Annotated in this window: 17 protein-coding genes and 1 tRNA gene; 7 read left to right on the forward strand and 11 right to left on the reverse strand. The window is 49.5% G+C overall.

Annotated features, from left to right (window positions below):
• Nucleotides 1–3: 3 nt before the first annotated feature.
• The 4 genes from F552_RS0106690 to F552_RS0106705 all read right to left on the reverse strand — a co-directional run bounded on the left by F552_RS0106690 (nt 4) and on the right by F552_RS0106705 (nt 3,643).
• The gene (locus F552_RS0106690; protein ID WP_018150961.1) at nt 4–1,029 is read right to left on the reverse strand and encodes an amidohydrolase family protein; all 1,026 of its coding nucleotides are present in this window, start codon (nt 1,027–1,029) and stop codon (nt 4–6) included.
• On the reverse strand, nt 1,019–2,173 hold the full coding sequence (locus F552_RS18665; protein WP_051078268.1) for a 4-oxalomesaconate tautomerase: 1,155 nt from the start codon (nt 2,171–2,173) through the stop codon (nt 1,019–1,021). Before F552_RS18665 ends, F552_RS0106690 begins: the two co-directional genes overlap by 11 nt.
• A gap of 92 nt (nt 2,174–2,265) precedes the next feature.
• On the reverse strand, nt 2,266–3,192 hold the full coding sequence (locus F552_RS18670) for a LysR family transcriptional regulator (protein WP_051078269.1): 927 nt from the start codon (nt 3,190–3,192) through the stop codon (nt 2,266–2,268).
• 10 nt (nt 3,193–3,202) lie between these two features.
• Nucleotides 3,203–3,643 carry a MarR family winged helix-turn-helix transcriptional regulator gene (locus F552_RS0106705; RefSeq protein ID WP_018150964.1) on the reverse strand — a complete coding sequence of 147 codons (441 nt, stop codon included), beginning with the start codon at nt 3,641–3,643 and terminating at the stop codon, nt 3,203–3,205.
• Nucleotides 3,644–3,751: 108 nt separating this feature from the next.
• Between F552_RS0106705 and F552_RS0106710 the strand changes: the two genes are divergently transcribed.
• The 6 genes from F552_RS0106710 (at nt 3,752) to F552_RS0106735 (ending at nt 11,178) form a co-directional block, all read left to right on the forward strand.
• Nucleotides 3,752–4,588 (forward strand): p-hydroxycinnamoyl CoA hydratase/lyase, encoded by an 837-nt coding sequence (locus tag F552_RS0106710; RefSeq protein WP_018150965.1) that lies wholly within the window; start codon nt 3,752–3,754, stop codon nt 4,586–4,588.
• Nucleotides 4,589–4,711: 123 nt separating this feature from the next.
• A complete protein-coding gene (locus tag F552_RS0106715; RefSeq protein ID WP_018150966.1) occupies nt 4,712–6,160 on the forward strand; it encodes an aldehyde dehydrogenase in 1,449 nt (482 codons plus the stop codon).
• Nucleotides 6,161–6,166: 6 nt separating this feature from the next.
• Nucleotides 6,167–8,029 (forward strand): feruloyl-CoA synthase, encoded by a 1,863-nt coding sequence (locus tag F552_RS0106720; protein WP_245546667.1) that lies wholly within the window; start codon nt 6,167–6,169, stop codon nt 8,027–8,029.
• Nucleotides 8,030–8,078: 49 nt separating this feature from the next.
• Nucleotides 8,079–9,338, forward strand: a complete 1,260-nt coding sequence (locus F552_RS0106725) for a thiolase family protein (RefSeq protein WP_018150968.1) — start codon at nt 8,079–8,081, stop codon at nt 9,336–9,338.
• A gap of 399 nt (nt 9,339–9,737) precedes the next feature.
• On the forward strand, nt 9,738–10,343 hold the full coding sequence (locus F552_RS21080) for a methyl-accepting chemotaxis protein (protein WP_245546668.1): 606 nt from the start codon (nt 9,738–9,740) through the stop codon (nt 10,341–10,343).
• Entirely contained in the window at nt 10,327–11,178 is an 852-nt protein-coding gene (locus tag F552_RS0106735) for a helix-turn-helix domain-containing protein (RefSeq protein WP_018150970.1), read from the forward strand. Before F552_RS21080 ends, F552_RS0106735 begins: the two co-directional genes overlap by 17 nt.
• On the opposite strand, the gene F552_RS18680 is transcribed toward F552_RS0106735, so the two are convergent.
• The 7 genes from F552_RS18680 to F552_RS0106775 form a co-directional block, all read right to left on the reverse strand.
• Nucleotides 11,150–12,073 carry a helix-turn-helix domain-containing protein gene (locus F552_RS18680; RefSeq protein ID WP_018150971.1) on the reverse strand — a complete coding sequence of 308 codons (924 nt, stop codon included), beginning with the start codon at nt 12,071–12,073 and terminating at the stop codon, nt 11,150–11,152. The genes F552_RS0106735 and F552_RS18680 overlap by 29 nt on opposite strands.
• Nucleotides 12,074–12,085: 12 nt before the next feature.
• Nucleotides 12,086–13,081, reverse strand: coding sequence for an ABC transporter substrate-binding protein (locus tag F552_RS0106745; protein WP_169333578.1), 996 nt, complete (start codon nt 13,079–13,081; stop codon nt 12,086–12,088).
• 46 nt (nt 13,082–13,127) lie between these two features.
• Nucleotides 13,128–13,634, reverse strand: coding sequence for a DUF3237 domain-containing protein (locus tag F552_RS0106750; protein WP_211208240.1), 507 nt, complete (start codon nt 13,632–13,634; stop codon nt 13,128–13,130).
• A gap of 162 nt (nt 13,635–13,796) precedes the next feature.
• Nucleotides 13,797–15,395, reverse strand: a complete 1,599-nt coding sequence (locus tag F552_RS0106755; protein WP_033374982.1) for an amidohydrolase — start codon at nt 15,393–15,395, stop codon at nt 13,797–13,799.
• A 63-nt stretch (nt 15,396–15,458) separates the two neighbouring features.
• Complete coding sequence (locus F552_RS0106760; protein ID WP_026182461.1) at nt 15,459–16,541, reverse strand: extracellular solute-binding protein; 1,083 nt, start codon at nt 16,539–16,541, stop codon at nt 15,459–15,461.
• A 102-nt stretch (nt 16,542–16,643) separates the two neighbouring features.
• Nucleotides 16,644–17,678, reverse strand: coding sequence for a porin (locus tag F552_RS0106765; protein WP_018150976.1), 1,035 nt, complete (start codon nt 17,676–17,678; stop codon nt 16,644–16,646).
• 510 nt (nt 17,679–18,188) lie between these two features.
• Nucleotides 18,189–18,264 (reverse strand) — tRNA-Thr (locus F552_RS0106775).
• 244 nt (nt 18,265–18,508) lie between these two features.
• Here F552_RS0106775 and F552_RS0106780 point away from each other — a divergent pair.
• Nucleotides 18,509–20,029, forward strand: coding sequence for a fumarate hydratase (locus tag F552_RS0106780; protein ID WP_018150978.1), 1,521 nt, complete (start codon nt 18,509–18,511; stop codon nt 20,027–20,029).
• Nucleotides 20,030–20,228: the final 199 nt, after the last annotated feature.

The following is a 20,228-nucleotide window of genomic DNA, read 5'->3' on the forward strand; positions in this document are numbered from 1 at the left end:
TCTTCAGCGGCCTTTGGCCTTTAGGGCGGCATCAAGGCGTGGATACACACGTCTGGCATTTCCCTCATAGATCAGATGACGTTCTTCTGTACTTAAATCGGCAGCCTCGATATAGCGTTTTGTATCATCAAAGTAATGCCCGGTTTCCGGGTCGATCCCTTTGACGGCGCCAATCATTTCAGAGGCAAACAGAACGTTCTTGATCGGGATGACGCGGGTCAGCAGATCAATTCCGGGTTGATGATAGACACAGGTATCAAAGTAAATATTGTTGAGCAGGTGTTCAGTCAGTAATGGCTTTTTGAGTTCCTGCGCCAGTCCACGGAATCGGCCCCAGTGATAGGGCACTGCACCGCCCCCATGCGGAATCACAAACCTTAATGTAGGGAAATCCTTGAACAGATCACTGGTCAGACATTGCATGAAGGCCGTTGTATCTGCATTCAGGTAATGCGCACCTGTCGTATGAAATGCACAGTTACAACTTGTCGAGACATGAATCATGGCCGGGATATCGTATTCGACCATTTTTTCGTAAAATGGATACCAGCTTCGGTCTGATAATGGCGGATGTGTCCAATGGCCACCGGATGGATCCGGGTTCAGGTTGATACCGACAAAACCGAAATGCTTGACGCAATTTTCCAACTCAGGAATACAAGTGGCAGGATGGACACCCGGGCTTTGCGGCAACATGGCCGCGCCAATAAAGTTATCCGGAAATAACTGGCTAACGCGGTAGCACAGCTCATTACAAATGGCTGCCCAGGTTGCACTGGTATTAAAGTCGCCAATGTGATGCGCCATAAAACTTGCGCGCGGGCTGAAGATAGTCAGGTCGGCCCCACGCTCTTTCATCAAGCGGAGCTGGTTTGTCTGGATGGTTTCATACAGCTCATCATCGCTAATCTTCAAATCAGATGCTTTGGGGCCCAATGATGGCGTTGCCAGGTTATCTATCTGTTGCTGCCGCCATACCTCCAACTGCTTGGGTGCCGTGGTGTAATGCCCATGAATATCAATAATCACTTTGCGCTCCTGACTTTGGTGTACTCGTTGCCACTGCTTTGCCCGACTGACCATCCCAAATGCTTTGTGGAATCAGGACTGTACCTTGCATGATTAAACGAGCGGTTCTTATCAGCGCAGCCCGGGTGACCCGCTGCGAATCTTGAGAATCAATGGCCAGTTCGACAGAAAATTCGCCACTAGGGTGTTCAACAGAAACCGTTTTGACTAGCCCTGCCGGCAGATTGGCAACGCCCTCTGCGATGCTGCCTTTCAGTACACACGCAGTGCCAACGGTGACTGCAGCCAACACGCCAATCGCATCGTGACAAACATGCGGAATAAAGCTGCGCGTTGAGATACTGCCCTCGCCTTTTGGTGGTGCAATCAGGGTCATTTTCGGATAGGTTTTATCCTGCACGTCCCCGAGCCCCATCAAATGCCCGCACGCCAAGCGCAGAGATTCAAGCCTGGTTTTGAGTTCCGGATCGGCATTTAACTCAGTCACGGTTTCATAGCCGGATTTGCCAAGGTCGCAGGCTTTGAGAATCACCAGCGGCATGCCGTTATCAATGCAGGTCACCTCAATCTCGCCGATACCGTCCAGCCAGACGCTGTCTTTCAGGTTGCCTGTGGGCAACAAACCACGGCATACAGACCCGGCTGTATCCAGAAAATTGATGGTGATCGGCGCAGCAGTACCGGGTACGCCATCAATATGGGTATTACCTTCATAACTGAGACTTTTGCCGGGGGTTTCCACCGTAATTTCGCAGACCATCCCCGTATTCTGAGTAAAAACCCGATAGGTGCTGGTTTCGCCTTGTGCTTTTAGCATCCCGGTTTCCAGCGCAAAAGGCACAACTGCCGCCAGCATGTTGCCGCAGTTAGGGGTGGTATCCACCAGGCTTTTTGCGGGGGTAATCTGCGCAAACAAGAAGTCCAGATCAATGCCTGCGGCTGAGCCGGGCGACACAATCCCGACTTTACTGGTCAATGGGTTCGCGCCACCCAAGCCATCAATCTGCCGGGCATCCGGAGACCCCATGACCGCTAGCAATACCTTATCTCTTAGGATAGGGTCCGAAGGAAGGTCATTTGCGTTAAAGAACGGCCCCCGGGAGGTGCCGCCACGCATCAATAGTGTGGGTAATTTTGTTTGCATGGACACAGTATCTTCCAGAGGCAAAGATGTCCGATACCCTGCGTTTCCACTAGCTGATATCTCAAAATGAGATAGTCACAACCAGAAAACGGTTATTCTAGGCTGGCGGCAAGCTCTGTATGGGTAAACGGGATATGTTCTTTAAGGACTTCCAGCAAAATGCGGGCTGCTGCTCTGTGGGTATTTGTTTGCGGGCGATGGCGACACACACCAAGCGTCAACAGGCTAAACATACCGGTTTCCCCGATGGGGCTTATCCTTAACTTTTCGCGCTGGCGATAGTTAGCCACAGCCAATTCTGACAAGACGGCCGCACCAAATTCCTCGACTACCAGATCAAGAATGGCAGGCACACTGTCAACTTCCATTTTGATTCTGGGAACCAGCCCTCTGGACGCCATGGCAGATTCAATGATCATCCGGATAGCATGGGGTTTGGTCGGCATCAGCAGGCCAATGCTGGAAAGGGATTCTAACGAGACGGGCGCCTGCTGCTGGTCATGCGACTTATGTTGCACCAGAAACAGCGGCTGCCGGCACACCATTGTCACGTCAATATCTGTTGCTGAAGACGGGTTATACATCAAGGCCAGATCCATCTGCCCATTACGCAACTGTTCTTGCAGCGTGTGTGACAAGCCCTCACAAATCGCCAGTGTTGCCTCTGGCAAGCGTTGTTGAAATACTCGGGTCAACGGCACAGCCATGGATCTAGACAAACTGGGCGGTAAACCGATACACACTCGTCCAGCCAGTCCCCCCCTCACCTGATCCAGCTCTTCCTTTGTGCGCTGGAGCTGATATAACACTCCTCGCCCATGTTCTAGCAAAACTTGCCCAGCCTCAGTCAGCGTCACCCCTCGTCCATTTCTGTTTAGCAGGGTTTGACGGGCCTCTACCTCAAGCAGGCGAATTTGCCGGCTAAGTGCAGACTGCGCTACATCGAGTACCAGCGCCGCTTTGCTAAAGCTACCCAGCTCTGCCACCCGCACAAAGTATTCTATTTGCCGTATGTCCATGCCTCATCTTTCACTGCGTATCCAGATCATGTAGGCCCTTGATCAGCAGCCTGAGCAGCCGCTGCATCTGCTCTTTGTCTTGTGGTTCAAAGTGAGACAGCATCTTCGCCTCAAGTTCTGACACCAGCTCATCGCAATCTTCCAGCAAGCCTGTGCCGGTTTCCGTCAAAGCCAGGTTGATGATGCGGCCATGGCTTTGGTCTGGCGCTCTTTGAATCCAGCCTTCTGCTTCCATGTTTTTGACCTGCTCATTGGCAGATTGGGGCGTCATTAGCGAGCGTTCGGCCAGTTTGGCGTTCGAGGTTTGGCCGTGCGTGTTCAGTATAGAAAGCATGGTGTACTGACTGGTCGTCAGTCTTTTGCTTTTTAGCCGATTACGCAAGATGCGGCTTAGCATGTGGTCTGCCCGGCCGATCAGATAGGCTATCCCTTGCGGTTTTTGCCCTTTCATAAATTTTTCCTTTCCTCTTCAAAAGGGTATTGCACTTTTTGAAGAAAGCGAATTAGAATAAAAAACATATCAGGTTGCCTGATATTAACAGAATATGAGGAAGTCAGTATGTCAAATTATCAAGATCGCTGGAAGACAGTCGCAGTTGAAGTGAACAACGGAATTGCCTGGGTTGTGCTCAACCGCCCCGAGAAGCGTAACGCCATGAGCCCGACCTTGAATCGGGAGATGATTGACGTGCTTCAAACCCTGGAACTGGACCACGATGCAGAAGTCGTCGTACTGACCGGAGCGGGGGAATCCTGGACGGCAGGGATGGATCTGAAAGAATATTTCCGAGAAACCGATGGTCAGCCAGAAATTGTTCAGGAACGCATGCGTCGTGATGCGTGTGACTGGCAATGGAAACTGCTTCGCTTCTATAACAAGCCCACCATCGCCATGGTGAACGGTTGGTGCTTTGGGGGTGCCTTTACCCCGCTAGTGGCATGTGACCTTGCCGTTGCAGCGGATGAAGCGATCTTTGGTCTGTCTGAAATTAACTGGGGGATTCCGCCAGGTAATCTGGTCAGCAAAGCAGTTGCAGACACCATGGGTCATCGTGCGGCCCTGCATTACATCATGACGGGTGATCCGTTCAATGGCGTTGAAGCCACCCAGATGGGCTTGGTCAACAAGAGCGTTCCGCGTGCGCAATTGCGGGATGAAGTGATCAAACTCGCAGAAAAACTAAAAGAAAAGAACCCGGTCGTTCTGCGTTATGCCAAAAACGGTTTCAAACGCTGCCGCGAACTGACTTGGGAGCAAAACGAGGATTACCTCTATGCCAAACTGGATCAGTGCATTGGTCGTGATCAGGAAAAAGGCCGGGCAGAAGGGCTAAAACAATTCCTGGATGACAAAACCCTGAAACCGGGCTTGCAATCTTACAAACGAAACAAATAAACACAGACAACGTTGAACACTCTCTGGACATACCGCCAGCATAGACAGTTCATCAAAAGAACATAACAACAGCAGTAATTACCGATACCAGGACGACTCCAAGCGCTTGGGAAGGAGACACTTATGTTTACAGCTCCATTGCTGATCAATGGCATTCAGACCAATGCTGAGGCCACTTTCGTGCGCCGTAGCCCCGTAAATAACGAAATCGCGACGACGGCTGCAGCAGCAAGCCTGTCAGATGTAGACACCGCCATTGCCGCCGCAAGCCAGGCTTTTCCAGCGTGGGCTGCCATGCCTCCCGCGCAGCGTCGCAGCTTACTGCTGAAAGCGGCAGACTTGCTTGATAGCAGAACGCCAGACTTTATTGCGCTTGGCGTAGCGGAAGCAGGCGGGAAACCAATGTGGTACGGTTTTAATGCAATGCTCGCCGGTAATATCTTGCGTGAAGCTGCAAGCATGGTGACTCAGATCTGTGGTGAAATCATTCCGTCGAATGTACCAGGGAACATGGCAATGGGCGTCAGACAAGCCTGTGGCGTGGTGGTTGGCATTGCCCCCTGGAATGCGCCCGTCATTTTGGGTGTGCGGGCCATTGCCATGCCTTTGGCGTGCGGCAACACGGTCATCCTGAAAAGCTCTGAACTATGCCCTGCCCTGCATTTGCTGATTGGTGAAGTATTGAATGATGCAGGCTTTCCGCCAGGTGTCGTCAATGTCATCAGCAACGCCCCTGAAGATGCCGCCGCCATTGTCGAACGCCTCATTGCCGCGCCCAGTGTCAAACGGATTAATTTTACCGGATCAACACGGGTGGGCAAGGTCGTGGCAGCGTTGGGTGCCAAGTATCTTAAGCCTGTACTACTGGAGCTGGGCGGTAAAAACCCGCTGGTGATTCTTGATGATGCAAATCTTGAAGAAGCGGTGAACGCGGCTGTTTTTGGTTCATTCTTTAACCAAGGACAAATTTGCATGTCGACCGAAAGAATTATCGTTCAGGAAAAGATCGCAGATGATTTTGTCGCCGCTTTCGCCAAACGAACGGCTGCTATCCGAGCCGGCCTGCCACAAGATGAGCAAAGCCAGTTAGGATTACTGATTGATGCAAGTGCTGGCGACCGCGCAAAAGCACTGGCAGCAGATGCAGTGCAGCAAGGAGGCAAGCTGGTTACCGGACCTCTTGCGTGTGAAAACACGCTCATGCAGCCAGCGATTGTGGATGGCGTCACATCCAGTATGCGCATCTATCACGACGAATCTTTTGCCCCGATTGTCGGTATAGTCCGAGTAAAGAGTGATGAAGAAGCCATTGCTTGTGCAAACGATACCGAATACGGTCTGAGTGCGGCAGTATTTAGCCAGGATGTCTCCCGCGCAATGAATATTGCCCGTCAGATCGAGTCTGGCATTTGTCACATTAATGGCCCGACAGTACATGACGAAGCACAAATGCCGTTTGGTGGAGTTAAATCTAGCGGATACGGGCGTTTTGGCGGAAAAGCAGCCATTAATGAATTCACTGACCTTCGCTGGATTACCCTCCAGAGTGGCTCACGGCACTACCCGATCTGAGGAGGCATGATGTCTGTCAAGTCAGCCCAAAGTCATGCGAACGAATACCGACCCGTTTCTATTGGCTCGTATTCGATGAAGCATGAGCAAGATGCGGCCGGGAACTGGATACTGACATCTGAAGAGCCGCTGGGGGACTATCCCCAGCGTCTTTTTGACTGTCTGATTTCTGGAGCCAGCGCATACCCTGATCGTATTTTTATGGCCGAACGCGGATCAGAAAGTGAATGGATACACCTCAGTTATGCTGAAATGTACGCGCGAGTTCGCTGCATTGGCCAAGCCCTGCTAGATAGAGGGCTTTCGCCTGACCGGCCCGTGCTGATCATGTCCGGAAATGACCTTGCCCATATTCAGCTGGCACTGGCCTCCATGCTGGCAGGTGCCGCCTACTGTCCTTTGTCCCCGGCTTACTCGCTTCATACCAGTAATCCAGAGAAGCTGGTCCATATGGTGCAATTACTTACCCCTGGGTTGGTTTTTGCAAGTGATGGTGACGCGTTTGAGCAGGCTATCCGAACCGTCATCCCTGCCAAGACCGAGGTTGTCTTGCTGCGAGGGTCCCTCAAGGACAGAAAAGTAACCTACTTTGACGAACTGTTAAGGACCCCGCCATCCACTATTGATCAGCAGAGCGAAACCATTGCACCTGATGCAATTGCCAAATTCCTGTTTACATCGGGCTCAACCAAACTGCCCAAAGCAGTACCCTGTACCCATCGCATGCTGTGTAGCAATCAGCAGATGCTCCGGCAAGCAATGCCCGTGTTTGCAGAAGAGCCACCAGTCATCGTAGATTGGCTCCCATGGAACCACACTTTTGGCGGCAGCCACAATGTTGGCATTGCCTTATACAACGGGGGCAGCTATTACATTGATGATGGAAAGCCAACGTCAAAAGACTTTGTGAAGACCATTCGGAATCTGAAGTCGGTCGCGCCCACCGTGCTGTTTAATGTCCCCAAAGGCTGGGAACTCCTGACAGAAGCGTTAGAGTCAGAGCCCGACTTGCGAGACAGCTTTTTCTCGAAGATAAAACTATTCTTCTTTGCTGGTGCAGGGTTATCTCAGGCCGCCTGGGACAGGCTGGAAAGCGTGACGAAGACGTATTGCGGTCAAAAAATACGCATCATGGCAGGATTGGGCATGACTGAAACGGCCCCCTCATGTACGTTCACCACATCAGCCATCATGCAAGCCGGCTATGTTGGCATCCCGGCTCCTGGGGTCACTGTCAAACTAACACCCAAAAACGGCAAACTTGAAGCCCGTTTTCGCGGCCCCAATGTCATGCCTGCCTATTGGCGTAACCCGGAGCAAACAGCAGAAGCGTTTGATGAAGACGGCTTCTATTGCAGTGGCGATGCGGTGTGTTTTGTAGATGCGGCCAATCCATCTCTCGGCTTAATGTTTGATGGACGAATTACAGAAGACTTCAAGTTGTCCACCGGTACATTCGTGAGCGTTGGCCCGATGCGTGCCCGGATCATCAGCTCAGGTGCACCCTATGTACAAGATGTGGTAGTCACTGGGCTTAACAGAGACGATATTGGCATCATGATTTTCCCGCGTCTTGAAAGCTGTCAAAAACTGGCGCAGTTAGCTCACTATGACCACCCTTCCCAAGTGCTGAACCACCCTGCAGTACAACGCTACTTTAGCCACTTGCTTACAGAATTAAACCAAGCGGCAACAGGGTCCGCCTCCCGTATCGCACGGATGTGCCTGCTAGAAGAACCCCCATCAATTGATCATGCAGAAATCACGGACAAAGGCTCAATCAATCAGCGCGCAGTCCTGGATCGTCGTGCCCAAATTGTGGATGCACTACACAACAGCACGCTACCGGTCATGTTTCTAGCAGGATAAATCTGCCCTTGCCCGTCCTTGTAATGGCTCGGGCAAGGGCCTTGGGAGTATGCAAGTGGCGTCACAACACGGAATTTTTGCATCTTACGATGACATCTGGCTGCTAGATGCCATCAGAACACCATTCGCTGATTACAACGGCGCCCTTGGCGTAAACTCGCCAACGGATATGGGTATTGCTGTTGCAAAAACTTTACTGGCACGGCAACCCGGCATCAAGCCATCAGTTGGACACGTATTTGCAGGCAATATGGCACAAGCCAGCTTCGATGCCTACATGCTGCCGCGTCATATCACTCTGTATGCAGGTTTACCGCTGCATGTACCATCCACACTGACACAGAGAATATGCGGTACCGGTATTGAGCTGTTGATGCAAGCCGCAGATCAGGTGTCGCTAGGAAGAATGAATGCGGGTTTATGTGTCGGGACAGAATCCATGTCCCGCAACCCGATGGTAGCCTATACCCATCGTACCGGATTCAAGCTTGGAAAAGTCGAGTTTGGTGACTTCCTATGGGAGGCATTAACAGACCCAGCGATAGGATGCTCCATGGGGCAAACCGCTGAAACGCTAGCCCGCCAGTACAGGATTTCTCGAGATGAAGCAGATCAGTTCGCCGTCAGGAGCTTTGAGCGAGCCCTATCAGCCAGAGAGGCTGGCCACCTGAAAAACGAGGTTATCTCGCTACAAACTGTCAGGTTTGATATGCCTGGTTATCAACCGAGAGAACTGAGTATACGGCACCATGATGCCACACCATTAATGCATGACTCACACCCTCGCCCCACTACGAAAAGCACTTTGACAGCCCTCCCCGCCGTATTTGGCGGTGTACAGACAGCAGGTAATAGTGCAGCCATAGTCGATGGCGCTTCTGCCGCCCTCATCGGTAATCGCAAAACCTTACTCGAATGTAACACGCAACCGCTAGCAAAGATCAGGGCCATCAGCGTTGTCGGCGTCCCCCCGGAAATAATGGGGATGGGTCCTGCAGCAGCTATTCGTCTGTTAATTGAGAAAACAGGACTCAGCCTTCAAGAGATTGGCTGCTTTGAGATAAATGAAGCGTTTGCAGCACAATGCCTGGCAGTCATGCGAGAACTCTCATTAGATGAAGGCATCGTTAATCTCAGCGGAGGGGCCATTGCCATCGGTCATCCACTCGCCGCAACAGGCCTCCGACAAGTACAAACCTTGGCCAGGCAAATGGTCAGAGACCATCTCCAGTATGGCATTGCTTCCGCCTGCATAGGTGGTGGTCAAGGTATTGCGATACTGCTTGAACATCCAAACAATCGCAAATGAATAAAACTCGCTTGCAATAGCCAGAAGTTTTTGCCGCTTACAAAAGACTGGATTATGAAACATAACAGCAACTTGATATTTCCCACCGTGTTAGTGCTCACCAGCTTTGTATTGACCCATTGGTTAGCCCGGTTTGACATGTGGTGGTTTTCAATGGCGCCAGGGATGATATGCCTGATAATCATTTATCGTTATCATGCAAAACTGACCAAGGTGCTGCGAGCCCAGGCCTTACTGCCACAGCAATCTCACAGCCAGCCTGCCGCTCCATCGATTGCGACACAAGCCCTGCCTGAAAATGCGCAGGTCAGAGAAGAAATACTTCATCACAAGACCATTCCGGCAGATAATTCTAAAGTGCTTAACGATATGGCAAGCACGTTGCAAGCATTGGAAAAAATGATTGCCGATCAGGTCTCACACGCCCGTCATGCTGGCACGATTGCCCTCAAGTCACAGGAAAACACACTGGACAACGCGAAGTCAGCAAGCGAAACCGCACGTATCATGCAACAATTATTTGGTAGTGCGCACCACTTCTCTGACGTACTGGCACAATTGACCAGCCAATCAGAAGAGATTAGTGGATTGGTGAGTGATATTCAGGGCATCGCGAGGCAAACCAATCTGCTAGCCTTGAATGCAGCCATTGAAGCAGCCAGAGCAGGTGAAGCGGGCAGAGGTTTTGCCGTCGTTGCCGATGAAGTCCGAAGACTGGCAGAAAGAGTGGACCGCTCCAGCCTGGATATCGGGGTCATCGCGGCCAGATTCAAGGACAATGCCGAAACCGCCAGTTTACATGTGTCTGTCGCGTGTGAAAGTGCATCAGACGGCGTGCTGCGTGTTGAACAGATAGAAAATGAAATGAAGGAAATGCATGCTGCCGCCATCCGGCGTGTCGGCATCACAAAAATGGCTGTCGAAAACGGAGAGCACCAAATTTCGCTGTGTCTGAATATCCTTCAATCGCTGCAAGGACTACACGCCAATGCTGCCTGCCAATAAGTTATCTCGGGTTCATGCGCTTAAGCCAGCCGTACCTGCTTTTACTGAGGCTGTGTATATCGGCAACGACTGGCTATTATATGCGACGGATCATGGCTCACATGATGCCGCAGAAATGATTGCCCCCTGTCTCATCTTGAGTCAATGCAATGATAAATTCACCATTCATTGTGATTCGGCATCATTATCAGTCAATAGCCATGTCATCCTGCATGGCTCAGGCTTGTCTACCCATGGAGAAGGGAATCTCGCTCTTTTCATCTATTTTGACCCCCTGTCACCTGCCGGCTTGCGTTTGCAGCATCTGGCAGCATCAGCCGGCGGTCTTATGGACTTTCACCAGGCAAGCGAGCATTTAAGCGATGCAACTGCGCTGGAAGACATCGTACAAGGGGGCATGTCCTGTAACAGTATGCAAGCGTTTGTTAACGATATGTCGCAAATACTTTCGCCCTTGGAAGCCGTTGGCAAAATTGACCAACGCTTGCAAAAGGTCACCCGGGTTATCAGGGACAAACCCGACGGACGTCCAGATCTGGACCGGCTGGGTGAAATGGTACACATGTCAGGAGATAATTTACGCAGACTATTCTGCCAAACGACAGGGACAACCTTGTCCCGTTATCAAATGTGGCAACGGTTAAGGCATATGGTTCTTTGTGCCTGTGAGAGGCAGCAATCTGGCAAACAGCCGACCATGGAAGAAATGGTGTTTGCGGCCGGATTTTACGATATGCCGCATGCGGCAAAGACTATTAAAAAATTCCTGGCCAGAAAGACATCCTCAATTGTCTCACCCGTTTTGTTCAAAAACTGTTGCACCCCAAACTGCTAAGTCGGGGCCTGAAATTGGTCAATGATTTTCCGCCATGATGTTCCTCTCTAAAGTGATAAGGCGTTTCACCTGCATTGCGCTTAAAAAAGCGAATAAAGTATGAACTCTCTTCAAAACCCAAATTGTTTGCAATGCGGTTAACGGTATCGTTTGAATAGATAAGTTGCCTTTTAGCTTCCAGCATGATTCGCTGATGCAGCAAAGACAAGGGCGGAAGCCCTGTCTGTTGACGACAAATGTGATTCAAATGCACGGTCGTCATGCATAGCTGATCAGCATATTTCTGAATAGGCCATCGCTCATGGAAGTGATGCTCAACCAATGCCAGAAACTCAGCCAGAACCTCGGCATTATTACGATGTCGCTTCTGTCGGGTTCGCATGGTGCAAGACGGATGCCCCCTTACTAACTGCACCAGCAGTTGCTGTAGCAAAGCCGCTTGCATCACATGCCGACCGAGCATGTCACCGTTGAACTCATGCAGAATGGCACTAAAGATTGCTTCAACATGGGAAAGCTGTCCATCAAGCGGCAATAATTGCGGGTGAGACAGCAAATCGCAGTGCTGCCCCAGAACACCCTGAAATTCATCTAACCAGGTTTGAGACAATGTGAGCACAACCCCTTCTGTCCCTTGATCAAATAGAAAACCATGGATTGTATTTTTTGGTACTACCTGCAAGGCTGGCCCGGTGACAGTCACCTTATCTCCGTCAATATCAATCAAAGCCCTGCCTTTGCGAAGATACAACAACTGACAAAGGTCGGCATGACGGTGCGACTTGATTTCACCGTTATGCGCCTGGCTACGGATACTTATTGTTTCACAATGCATGCCATCAAATTCAGACCAGTCATACGCCTCTCCATACAGTTTAAACACAGGGATAATCACGATAATGTCCCCTCATTGTGCATTTTCTACGGCTGCATGGGCTGCCTGCCAAGACTTATCTGTATGCACCAAGTCTTCCAGACTGTCGGATGCCAAAGGCGAGTTAATTTCAATCAGATACTTCCGGATGGTGCTTATTGCACTCTTTGGACCTGCTCCTGCTTTATTACGTAAAAAGAACGGATGTATCCCATAAAACTTATATGCATTCAGTATTGAAATCGCATCCAGCTCCGTAAAGTTCTGCCCTGGCTCTGAAGCAACACTGCGGATGACTGGAAATAGCGCTTTCCAGGTCGCATCATGATTAATCCAGTTAACCGCCTGTAACCAGCCCTGATAAAACTGACCTAATGCCACAGGAGATATGCGCTGTTCAAAATCCGGTTGCGCCAAGATACCCTCACTGGCCGGTATACTGGCGCTATCTGCAACCTCTTCGCCATTACCCTGACGTTTCGCATCCTGTGCATATGGATCATATGTCACAATTAAAGGGTACTTTTTCTCTACGAATTTGCGTGTCAGTGTTTCTGCAGAAACCTCTTCCAATTTTATATCCGTACTTTTCAACCCTTGGGTAGCAAGAAATCGGGATAGAAAAGCCCCTACACCATACTCCTTGAGATATACACCAACGGTCGCGCCTTGAAGATCTGCGACCCTTACGCCATTTCGCTTGATGATCTTGTCTGAGCCTATGGCTAGACCTGTCTCGGCCAGAATATTGAGTGGGGCACCACGCTCTCGAAATGCGTATACCAATCCCAAATTAGTGACAACCAAATCAACTCGACGATTTTTTACGGCATCGAGAATGCTTTTGTTATCCGTCAGTTTGATGATCTGTACATCCAGGTTCGGGGTTTTCCAGTATCCATGAGCGGATGCCACTGCAACCGGGAGAGACCCGATCCAGGGGATGAGCCCAACCCTGATTGTCTCGGCATTGCCATGGACTGAAATACATACAAGACACAAGGTCATGAGGCATCTTGCGATCATCATGGGCATCACAAAAATGCCTTTTGTTCTCTGACTCAACATATGCATGTCATTTGGCCAGATACAGCCCGATCTTGACCATGTCTGCGGACGGGTAGATCACACGTCCATAAAACATACTGGATTCCAGCCACTGATACTTGCCAATCGCGACCTGAAATACGGGGCGACAATAGCATTGGTAAGTTGACTCCGGGATGGGCCAAATACCGGATTTTTCCAGCGCTTTTCCCTCTTCGTTCAAGGTCAGCACCCCTGTATTCTGAATATTAATCAGCACCCCATCATCTGTAAGCAGACTATATCTTGCATCCAGCACCCCCACCCCATCACCACGTTCCAGATAAAAATCTGCCCCGCCAGGTAATACTTGACCGTGGAGTTGGGCTCCGTAAAATTGCCCACCCGTAATCGCATAATTAAATCGCCCGCCAGCGCTGGTCATGCCCAGCGCCAACGGCGGGCCAATCGATACGTCAAGCGTTAGCACCAAAGAAAGGTCAAGCTGGGTAGGAAGACTCATCACAATGCAAGCTCCAGAAATACGAATATTCACGTCAGAATAGCGTGGCAACCAAAGCAGGTCTTGTATAGAACGTGCATTCTCCAATAAAAAAACCGGACGCTTCGTCCGGTTGATTTATGAGATAAGACTTGAAGTCAAACATATCTATCGGTGATGCCTGCCATCTCCAGCCAGACATTTTGCCAAGCAAATTTACATCCGCAGATACACCCGCTCGCCTTTAAAATAGGTGGCGTTTACCTTGATACTGCCTAGCTGGTGCAGGTCCGCATGAAATGGATTCTGGTCTGTAATCAGAAAGGTTGCATCCTTGCCCACGGCAAGCGACCCCGCAAACCCATCAAAGCGCAGCGCATACGCGGCATTATGTGTATGTGCTTCCATCATCGACTGCAAATCCAGAATTTCAGCGGCATTCCAGGGATCATCATTGGCATCTAGCTGACGTGTTGTCGCACATTGCATGATGGCAAAGGGATTCATAGTCGTAATGGGCCAGTCCGAACCACCGGCCAATAATGCACCTGCATTCTTCAAACTTCGGAGCGGATAGCTCTTCTCTGCCCGTTCCGCACCCAATAGACTAGCATAGAATGCTTTCTGCTCTGGTGGAGCGGCACACCACAATCCCTGCACACTGGCTATCGCACCCAACTCACGGAAGCGAGGCTTGTCCTGATCAGCAACAAGCTGCAAATGTGCTAGCTGAATGCGTCTTTCCCGTTTGGGATTACGATGCTTGGCATACTCTATCGCATTAAGCGCCATATGCGCCGCACGGTCACCCAATGTATGAAAGTGCAGATCAAATCCTGCATTATCAGCCAGCTCACAAACTTCATTCAGCTCAGCTTGTGACCAGTGGGGCTCGCCAGCATCGGTTAGCCCGGCATATGGAGCCAATAGACTGGCAGTTCTAGATTCCGTCACACCGTCAATGAAAACTTTTACGGTATGCACCTTGAGCAGTTCCCCTTCATACTGGGTTTTCCATCTTGAAAACTCGGCAATCTGCTCAGCCAGATTTCTATGGTTGACCGCCAGCAAGCCTGCGCTGACATAGGTCTTCAATTCGCCATCTATTTCTGCTTGATGATAGGCTTTGAGCATGTTCAAGTCGACACGTGCTTCAAACCAGCCAGTTACACCAATTTCATGCCCCATGCTGGTCGCCTGCCTGATAGCCGCGGGGAAACGTGCCGGGCTCATTTGTTTTAGCTGGGGGAAAATTTTGTAAAGCCCTGCTTCATGAACAACACCAGTGGGTTCACCGCTTGCATCACGTTCATATACCCCGCCAGCAGGCGCTTCTGTGCTGCGCGAAATTCCCGCCTTTTCGAGCCCTTTTGAATTCAGTGCTGCACTGTGTACATCAAAGTTAACGACCAGCAAAGGTTGGTCAGGAACCAACTGATCGAGCAACTCTCTGGTTGGATAAGCACCAAACAATGGCAGGTTTGCCCCAGAAACAAATACCCATTCCCCGGCTTCAGTATTAGCGGCAACTTCGCGAATTCCGTCACAAATTTCTGTCACAGACTGTCGGCTTGACATGTCACCCGGTCCAACCCACAACTGCCCATCAAGTGCATGTGCATGGGCATCCGTAAAGCCAGGCAAAACAAATGCACACTTCAGATCCACCTTCTGGTAACTATCATCAGAAAAAATATCTGAATGCTCAAAACCAATAAAACTGATGCGACCATTTTCAACTGCAAATGCCTCAGCATATGGCAAAGCAGGATTTGCAGTATAAACATGTGCATTAAAATATAAGGTTTTATTCATCAGGAGATACCTAAAAAAACGTCTGACCATCGAAGCCCATGATCAGACGTAAGAGCAGAGAGATTACTTGCTGGTTTTAAAAGCGTTAAATGCACTCATCAACTTGCGTTGACGATTCGGTTCTAAAGTTTTGGTTAGCGAGAACCGACTAATCTCATCATTGGATGGAAAAACCGATGGATTCTTCTGTATTCTTGGCAAAACCAAACTTTTGGCAGCAAGATTGGCCGTGGAGTAATAGCGGAAATTGGTAAGTTTGGCAATCACATCAGGGCGCAAGATGAAATTGATAAATTTCAATGCATTAGATGGATGTTTGGCATCGCGTGGAATTGCCATCAAATCAATGGTAAAAGGAATTTTACCTTTGGGATAAAAAAATGAAATCTTGACATTATTTTTAGCGGCCTGAGCAAAATCATTAGCACCATTCGTTGAACCTGAATAATCCATGGCCAGACAGAACTCGCCACTTGAAAGTTCATTCAGTGGAATACCAACAAACTTCCTGACATAAGGACGTACTTTTTTCATCATTTCCGTGGCTTTGTCAATATCTGCATCTGTAGCACTACTAAGGTCTTTGCCCATATATGACAGTGCAAATCCGTATACTTCACTGGCACTATCAAAGAACGAAATACCACAAGATGACAGTTTGCCTGCATACTTCGGATCAAATATCAGATCCAGTGGATTGCTTGGCATATCATTACCAAGTATTTTCTTCACTTTTTCAGGGTTATAAGAAATTAATGATGTTCCCTGTGCATAGGGCACAGTATATTCATTACCCGGATCCATACTTGAAAGAAGTGTCATGATCTTTGGATCAAGATTTTTCAAATTGGGTAATTGTGTTTTATCAAGCTTGTAATAGACATTTGCCTGAATTTGTTTCTGAACAAAGGCTGCAGCAGGAAATACCACATCATACCCGCTATGCCCGGTCAGAATCTTCGCTTGAAATGATTCGTTGCTATCGAACTGATCCCATTTCACTTTGATACCGGTTTCTTTGGTAAATTGCTCCAAGGTCCCAGGCGCAAAGTAATCCTGCCAGTTAAATACGTTTAACACCGGTTCCTCGGCAGCAAATACGGAGCCAGAAACCAGCATTGTCAGTGTTAGGAATAGCTTTTTCATGATGAAATTCTCTCTAGTATCAAAAGTTAATTGATCTGTCCTAAGCCTTGCAAAGTGACTGGCACTCAACGGTATGCCAGTCACTTGAACCGTATTTGCGAATTAGAAGAAATGTGCCAAACCGATAGTTAGCAAGTTTGAGCGCGTTGCACCGACAGAGTTTTCTTTACTAGAAATATATTCAGCATAGGCCAATGTCCGCTTACTTAATTCATAGCGGCCATATACACCATATAATTTATTCTTTAGCCCATCTGTAAAACCAACATTCGTGGCACGGCCAACTTCCCCACCAATTGTCCATTTACCCATCGGATAATTGACATACATTGTGGTTTCTTTTTTGGCCGGGCCGGCATCAGATTTGGTGTGCTCATACTCAAGAGCCAATTCCAGACCATTGATAAAACGGTAGGCACCCGTCAGGTTGTACTGATGCAACTTCCCTGTGGTACTTTCAAAGGCACCCATTGGAGAAGCATAACCATCCTGGACGGCATATGCAGCACCAACATCCCAGCTGTCGGTATTGTAATCAGCACGAATTGACACACCGTTCTTGGCTGCGGTACTAGAGGTTTTGTTTTCGCCAAGATTAAGGCGAATAGATGCATCCAGATTACCAATTGTCGGCATGTCATAGCGTACGACATTATTATTGTCTTTATATATTGGGTTAGTCACACTCCCAAAATACTCACCACCATTGACCATAAACCAGTTATGTTTACCATCACCATAGTTATCCATACCATGGCCGAAACGGATCTGGCCAAAATTGCCTTTCAAACCAATAAAAGACTCTAAGCTACCCAGCTTACCGCCATTATTGATTGCACCAAACTTGCCAAATTCATCACTGCCCGTACCATCCAAGCTTGAACGTGTCGCAACAGACCACACGGTTGCAAGACCATTGCCCAAATCCTCTGTCCCTGCAAAAGTCAAATCTACACGCCCATCTAGCTGATTTTGCGATGCACTTGAATCCTGGCCCAAATAAAAAGTACTATTCCCATGTCCAACATGCTGAAAACTGCTTCTCACCATGCCAGATATCGTAACGTTTCCACTATCTGCCATGGCAGCATGACTACAAGCTGCTACAACTAATGCATAAATCATTTTTTGTTTCATGTCTCTCTCCTGATATGACGATTCAGCACGTAAGTAACGGTTTGCTAACCGCGGTATGTCTACTTTGCTGTCTTAAGCTTATATAAGTGACTGCACCCCAGTCTTGTACAAAACGTGCAAAGCTAAGCGCCAAATCTTATGAGAAGAAGAATGCGATATTGACTACCAAATTGGTTTGCTAAAGATGAATTGATACTTTAGGAAATTCTGAACCTCAAAATATACAAATTCGTATGATTTTTCGAAGGTTGGCGACAGCTGTAGATGCGTAGAGAAACTGCCTACAAATTGGTTTGAGATCAGCAGGATGATGGAGTTGGCGGCAGAGGTTATGACCTCCTATGTCCGTAATTCTCAGCCCAAGAACATGGGCTATAAACTTGAGTTTATTGAGGTCTTGCGTATGGTTCTGGAGGAGAAATTCCGTCACCCTACGGTCATCCGTAGTACACACAAAGAGTATCAAAAGAGATAAAAACGGGACAAATAATTGATTTAAATGGATTTTATTGGTGCCGGTAAGAGGAGTCGAACCTCCGACCTTCGCATTACGAATGCGCTGCTCTACCAACTGAGCTATACCGGCATCCACGGCAGATTGAACATCCGCGCGAAGAATGCGAATTCTACCAGTGATTTTCTGGCTTGCAAACCACCTGCATACCCATTTACCCGAGTCAAAAGCGCAACATATTGCTCTGCACAATAAAAATTGGTCAAATGGTCGAGCCTTGTCGTTTTTCAGCGTAAAATAGCGGGGATGTAACCCCTCCCCGCCGGGTTGCCACAAGGCGCCTGGTCACTTTGTGATTAGATAAGGTGATTTACAAATGACTGATATCCGTCAGCAGGATTTTATCGACAGCATTGCCGATAGCCTGCAATTCATTTCTTACTACCATCCCGTAGATTACATTCAGGCACTGGCCAAAGCTTACGAAAAAGAACAAAGCCCTGCCGCCAAAGATGCCATTGCCCAGATTCTGACCAATAGCCGCATGTGTGCAGAAGGCCATCGTCCTATCTGTCAGGATACCGGTATCGTCTGTGCATTTGTCAAAGTCGGGATGAATGTACGTTTCCCGGATGCCACCATGGGCATTCAGGAAATGGTGAATGAAGGGGTACGCAAAGCGTACAACCATCCGGATAACAAGTTGCGTGCGTCAGTTCTATCTGACCCTGCCGGTGCGCGTAAAAACACCAAAGACAACGCGCCTGCCGTAGTACATTTTGAGCTGGTGCCCGGTGATACCGTAGATGTCCGCATTGCGGCCAAAGGCGGTGGCTCTGAGAACAAATCCAAGTTTGCCATGCTGAACCCGTCTGATTCGATTGTTGACTGGGTACTGAAAACCGTACCGCAGATGGGTGCCGGCTGGTGTCCGCCAGGCATGCTGGGGATCGGTATTGGCGGCACGGCAGAAAAAGCCATGCTGCTGGCCAAAGAATCCCTGATGGAACACATCGACATTCAGGAACTGATCGCACGTGGCCCGCAAAACCGTGTAGAAGAGTTGCGTATCGAGTTGTTCGAAAAAGTCAACGCGCTAGGTATTGGCGCACAGGGTCTGGGTGGTCTGGCGACCGTGCTGGACGTGAAGATTCTGGATTACCCGACCCACGCTGCCAGCCTGCCGATCGCCATGATCCCGAACTGTGCCGCAACCCGCCATACCCACTTTACGCTGGATGGTTCTGGCCCGGCCGTACTGACACCACCATCTCTGGACGACTGGCCAGACGTATCCTGGACACCGTCTGCCAGCGCCAAACGGGTGGATCTGAACACCGTAACGCCAGCCGAAGTGGCCAGCTGGCAGCCAGGCGATACCCTGTTGCTGAACGGCAAGCTACTGACAGGCCGCGATGCAGCCCACAAGCGCATGGTGGATATGCTGAACAAAGGCGAAAAACTACCCGTCGATTTCACCAACCGCTTTATCTACTACGTTGGCCCGGTTGACCCGGTACGTGACGAAGTGGTTGGCCCGGCTGGCCCGACGACTGCAACCCGCATGGACAAGTTTACCCGCCAGATGCTGGAACAGACCGGCCTGCTGGGCATGGTTGGCAAAGCAGAGCGTGGTCCGGTAGCCATTGATGCCATCCGTGACAACAAAGCAGTTTATCTGATGGCTGTGGGTGGTGCTGCGTATCTGGTCTCCAAAGCCATTAAAGGCAGCAAGGTTGTGGCCTTTGGCGATCTGGGCATGGAAGCCATTTACGAATTTGATGTCGTAGACATGCCGGTAACGGTTGCTGTCGATAGTCTGGGTACATCAGTACACCAAACCGGCCCTGCAGAATGGCAGGCCAAGATCGGCAAGATTCCGGTCAAAACCAGCTAACTAGTCGTATCAAAATCCTGACTCATTGACAGGATGCAGGCCGGTGTAATGCAGGGGTCTATTCACACCCTGGCATTAGCGCCGGCCTGATTCTTTGTGGCCGATTCGACCGTCATGCCTGCGGCTCGTCGCGCACCAAGTCTGCCATGCCTTGTTGTGGTATGGCATCAATGTTTTTTGCAGGAATTGCAATCAAAGT

It is taken from the genome of Leeia oryzae DSM 17879 (assembly GCF_000376945.1).
In the GTDB taxonomy this organism is placed as follows: Bacteria; Pseudomonadota; Gammaproteobacteria; order Burkholderiales; family Leeiaceae; genus Leeia; species Leeia oryzae.

Excerpts from the sequence above, each read along its gene's own strand:
- F552_RS0106710 (WP_018150965.1), top strand. The coding sequence starts at position 3,752 with ATGTCAAATTATCAAGATCGCTGGAAGACAGTCGCAGTTGAAGTGAAC.
- F552_RS0106765 (WP_018150976.1), bottom strand. The coding sequence starts at position 17,678 with ATGAAACAAAAAATGATTTATGCATTAGTTGTAGCAGCTTGTAGTCAT.
- F552_RS0106755 (WP_033374982.1), bottom strand. The coding sequence starts at position 15,395 with ATGAATAAAACCTTATATTTTAATGCACATGTTTATACTGCAAATCCT.
- F552_RS0106725 (WP_018150968.1), top strand. The coding sequence starts at position 8,079 with ATGCAAGTGGCGTCACAACACGGAATTTTTGCATCTTACGATGACATC.
- F552_RS18670 (WP_051078269.1), bottom strand. The coding sequence starts at position 3,192 with ATGGACATACGGCAAATAGAATACTTTGTGCGGGTGGCAGAGCTGGGT.
- F552_RS0106715 (WP_018150966.1), top strand. The coding sequence starts at position 4,712 with ATGTTTACAGCTCCATTGCTGATCAATGGCATTCAGACCAATGCTGAG.
- F552_RS0106760 (WP_026182461.1), bottom strand. The coding sequence starts at position 16,541 with ATGAAAAAGCTATTCCTAACACTGACAATGCTGGTTTCTGGCTCCGTA.
- F552_RS0106780 (WP_018150978.1), top strand. The coding sequence starts at position 18,509 with ATGACTGATATCCGTCAGCAGGATTTTATCGACAGCATTGCCGATAGC.
- F552_RS21080 (WP_245546668.1), top strand. The coding sequence starts at position 9,738 with ATGATTGCCGATCAGGTCTCACACGCCCGTCATGCTGGCACGATTGCC.
- F552_RS0106720 (WP_245546667.1), top strand. The coding sequence starts at position 6,167 with ATGATGTCTGTCAAGTCAGCCCAAAGTCATGCGAACGAATACCGACCC.
- F552_RS0106745 (WP_169333578.1), bottom strand. The coding sequence starts at position 13,081 with ATGATGATCGCAAGATGCCTCATGACCTTGTGTCTTGTATGTATTTCA.
- F552_RS0106735 (WP_018150970.1), top strand. The coding sequence starts at position 10,327 with ATGCTGCCTGCCAATAAGTTATCTCGGGTTCATGCGCTTAAGCCAGCC.
- F552_RS0106705 (WP_018150964.1), bottom strand. The coding sequence starts at position 3,643 with ATGAAAGGGCAAAAACCGCAAGGGATAGCCTATCTGATCGGCCGGGCA.
- F552_RS18665 (WP_051078268.1), bottom strand. The coding sequence starts at position 2,173 with ATGCAAACAAAATTACCCACACTATTGATGCGTGGCGGCACCTCCCGG.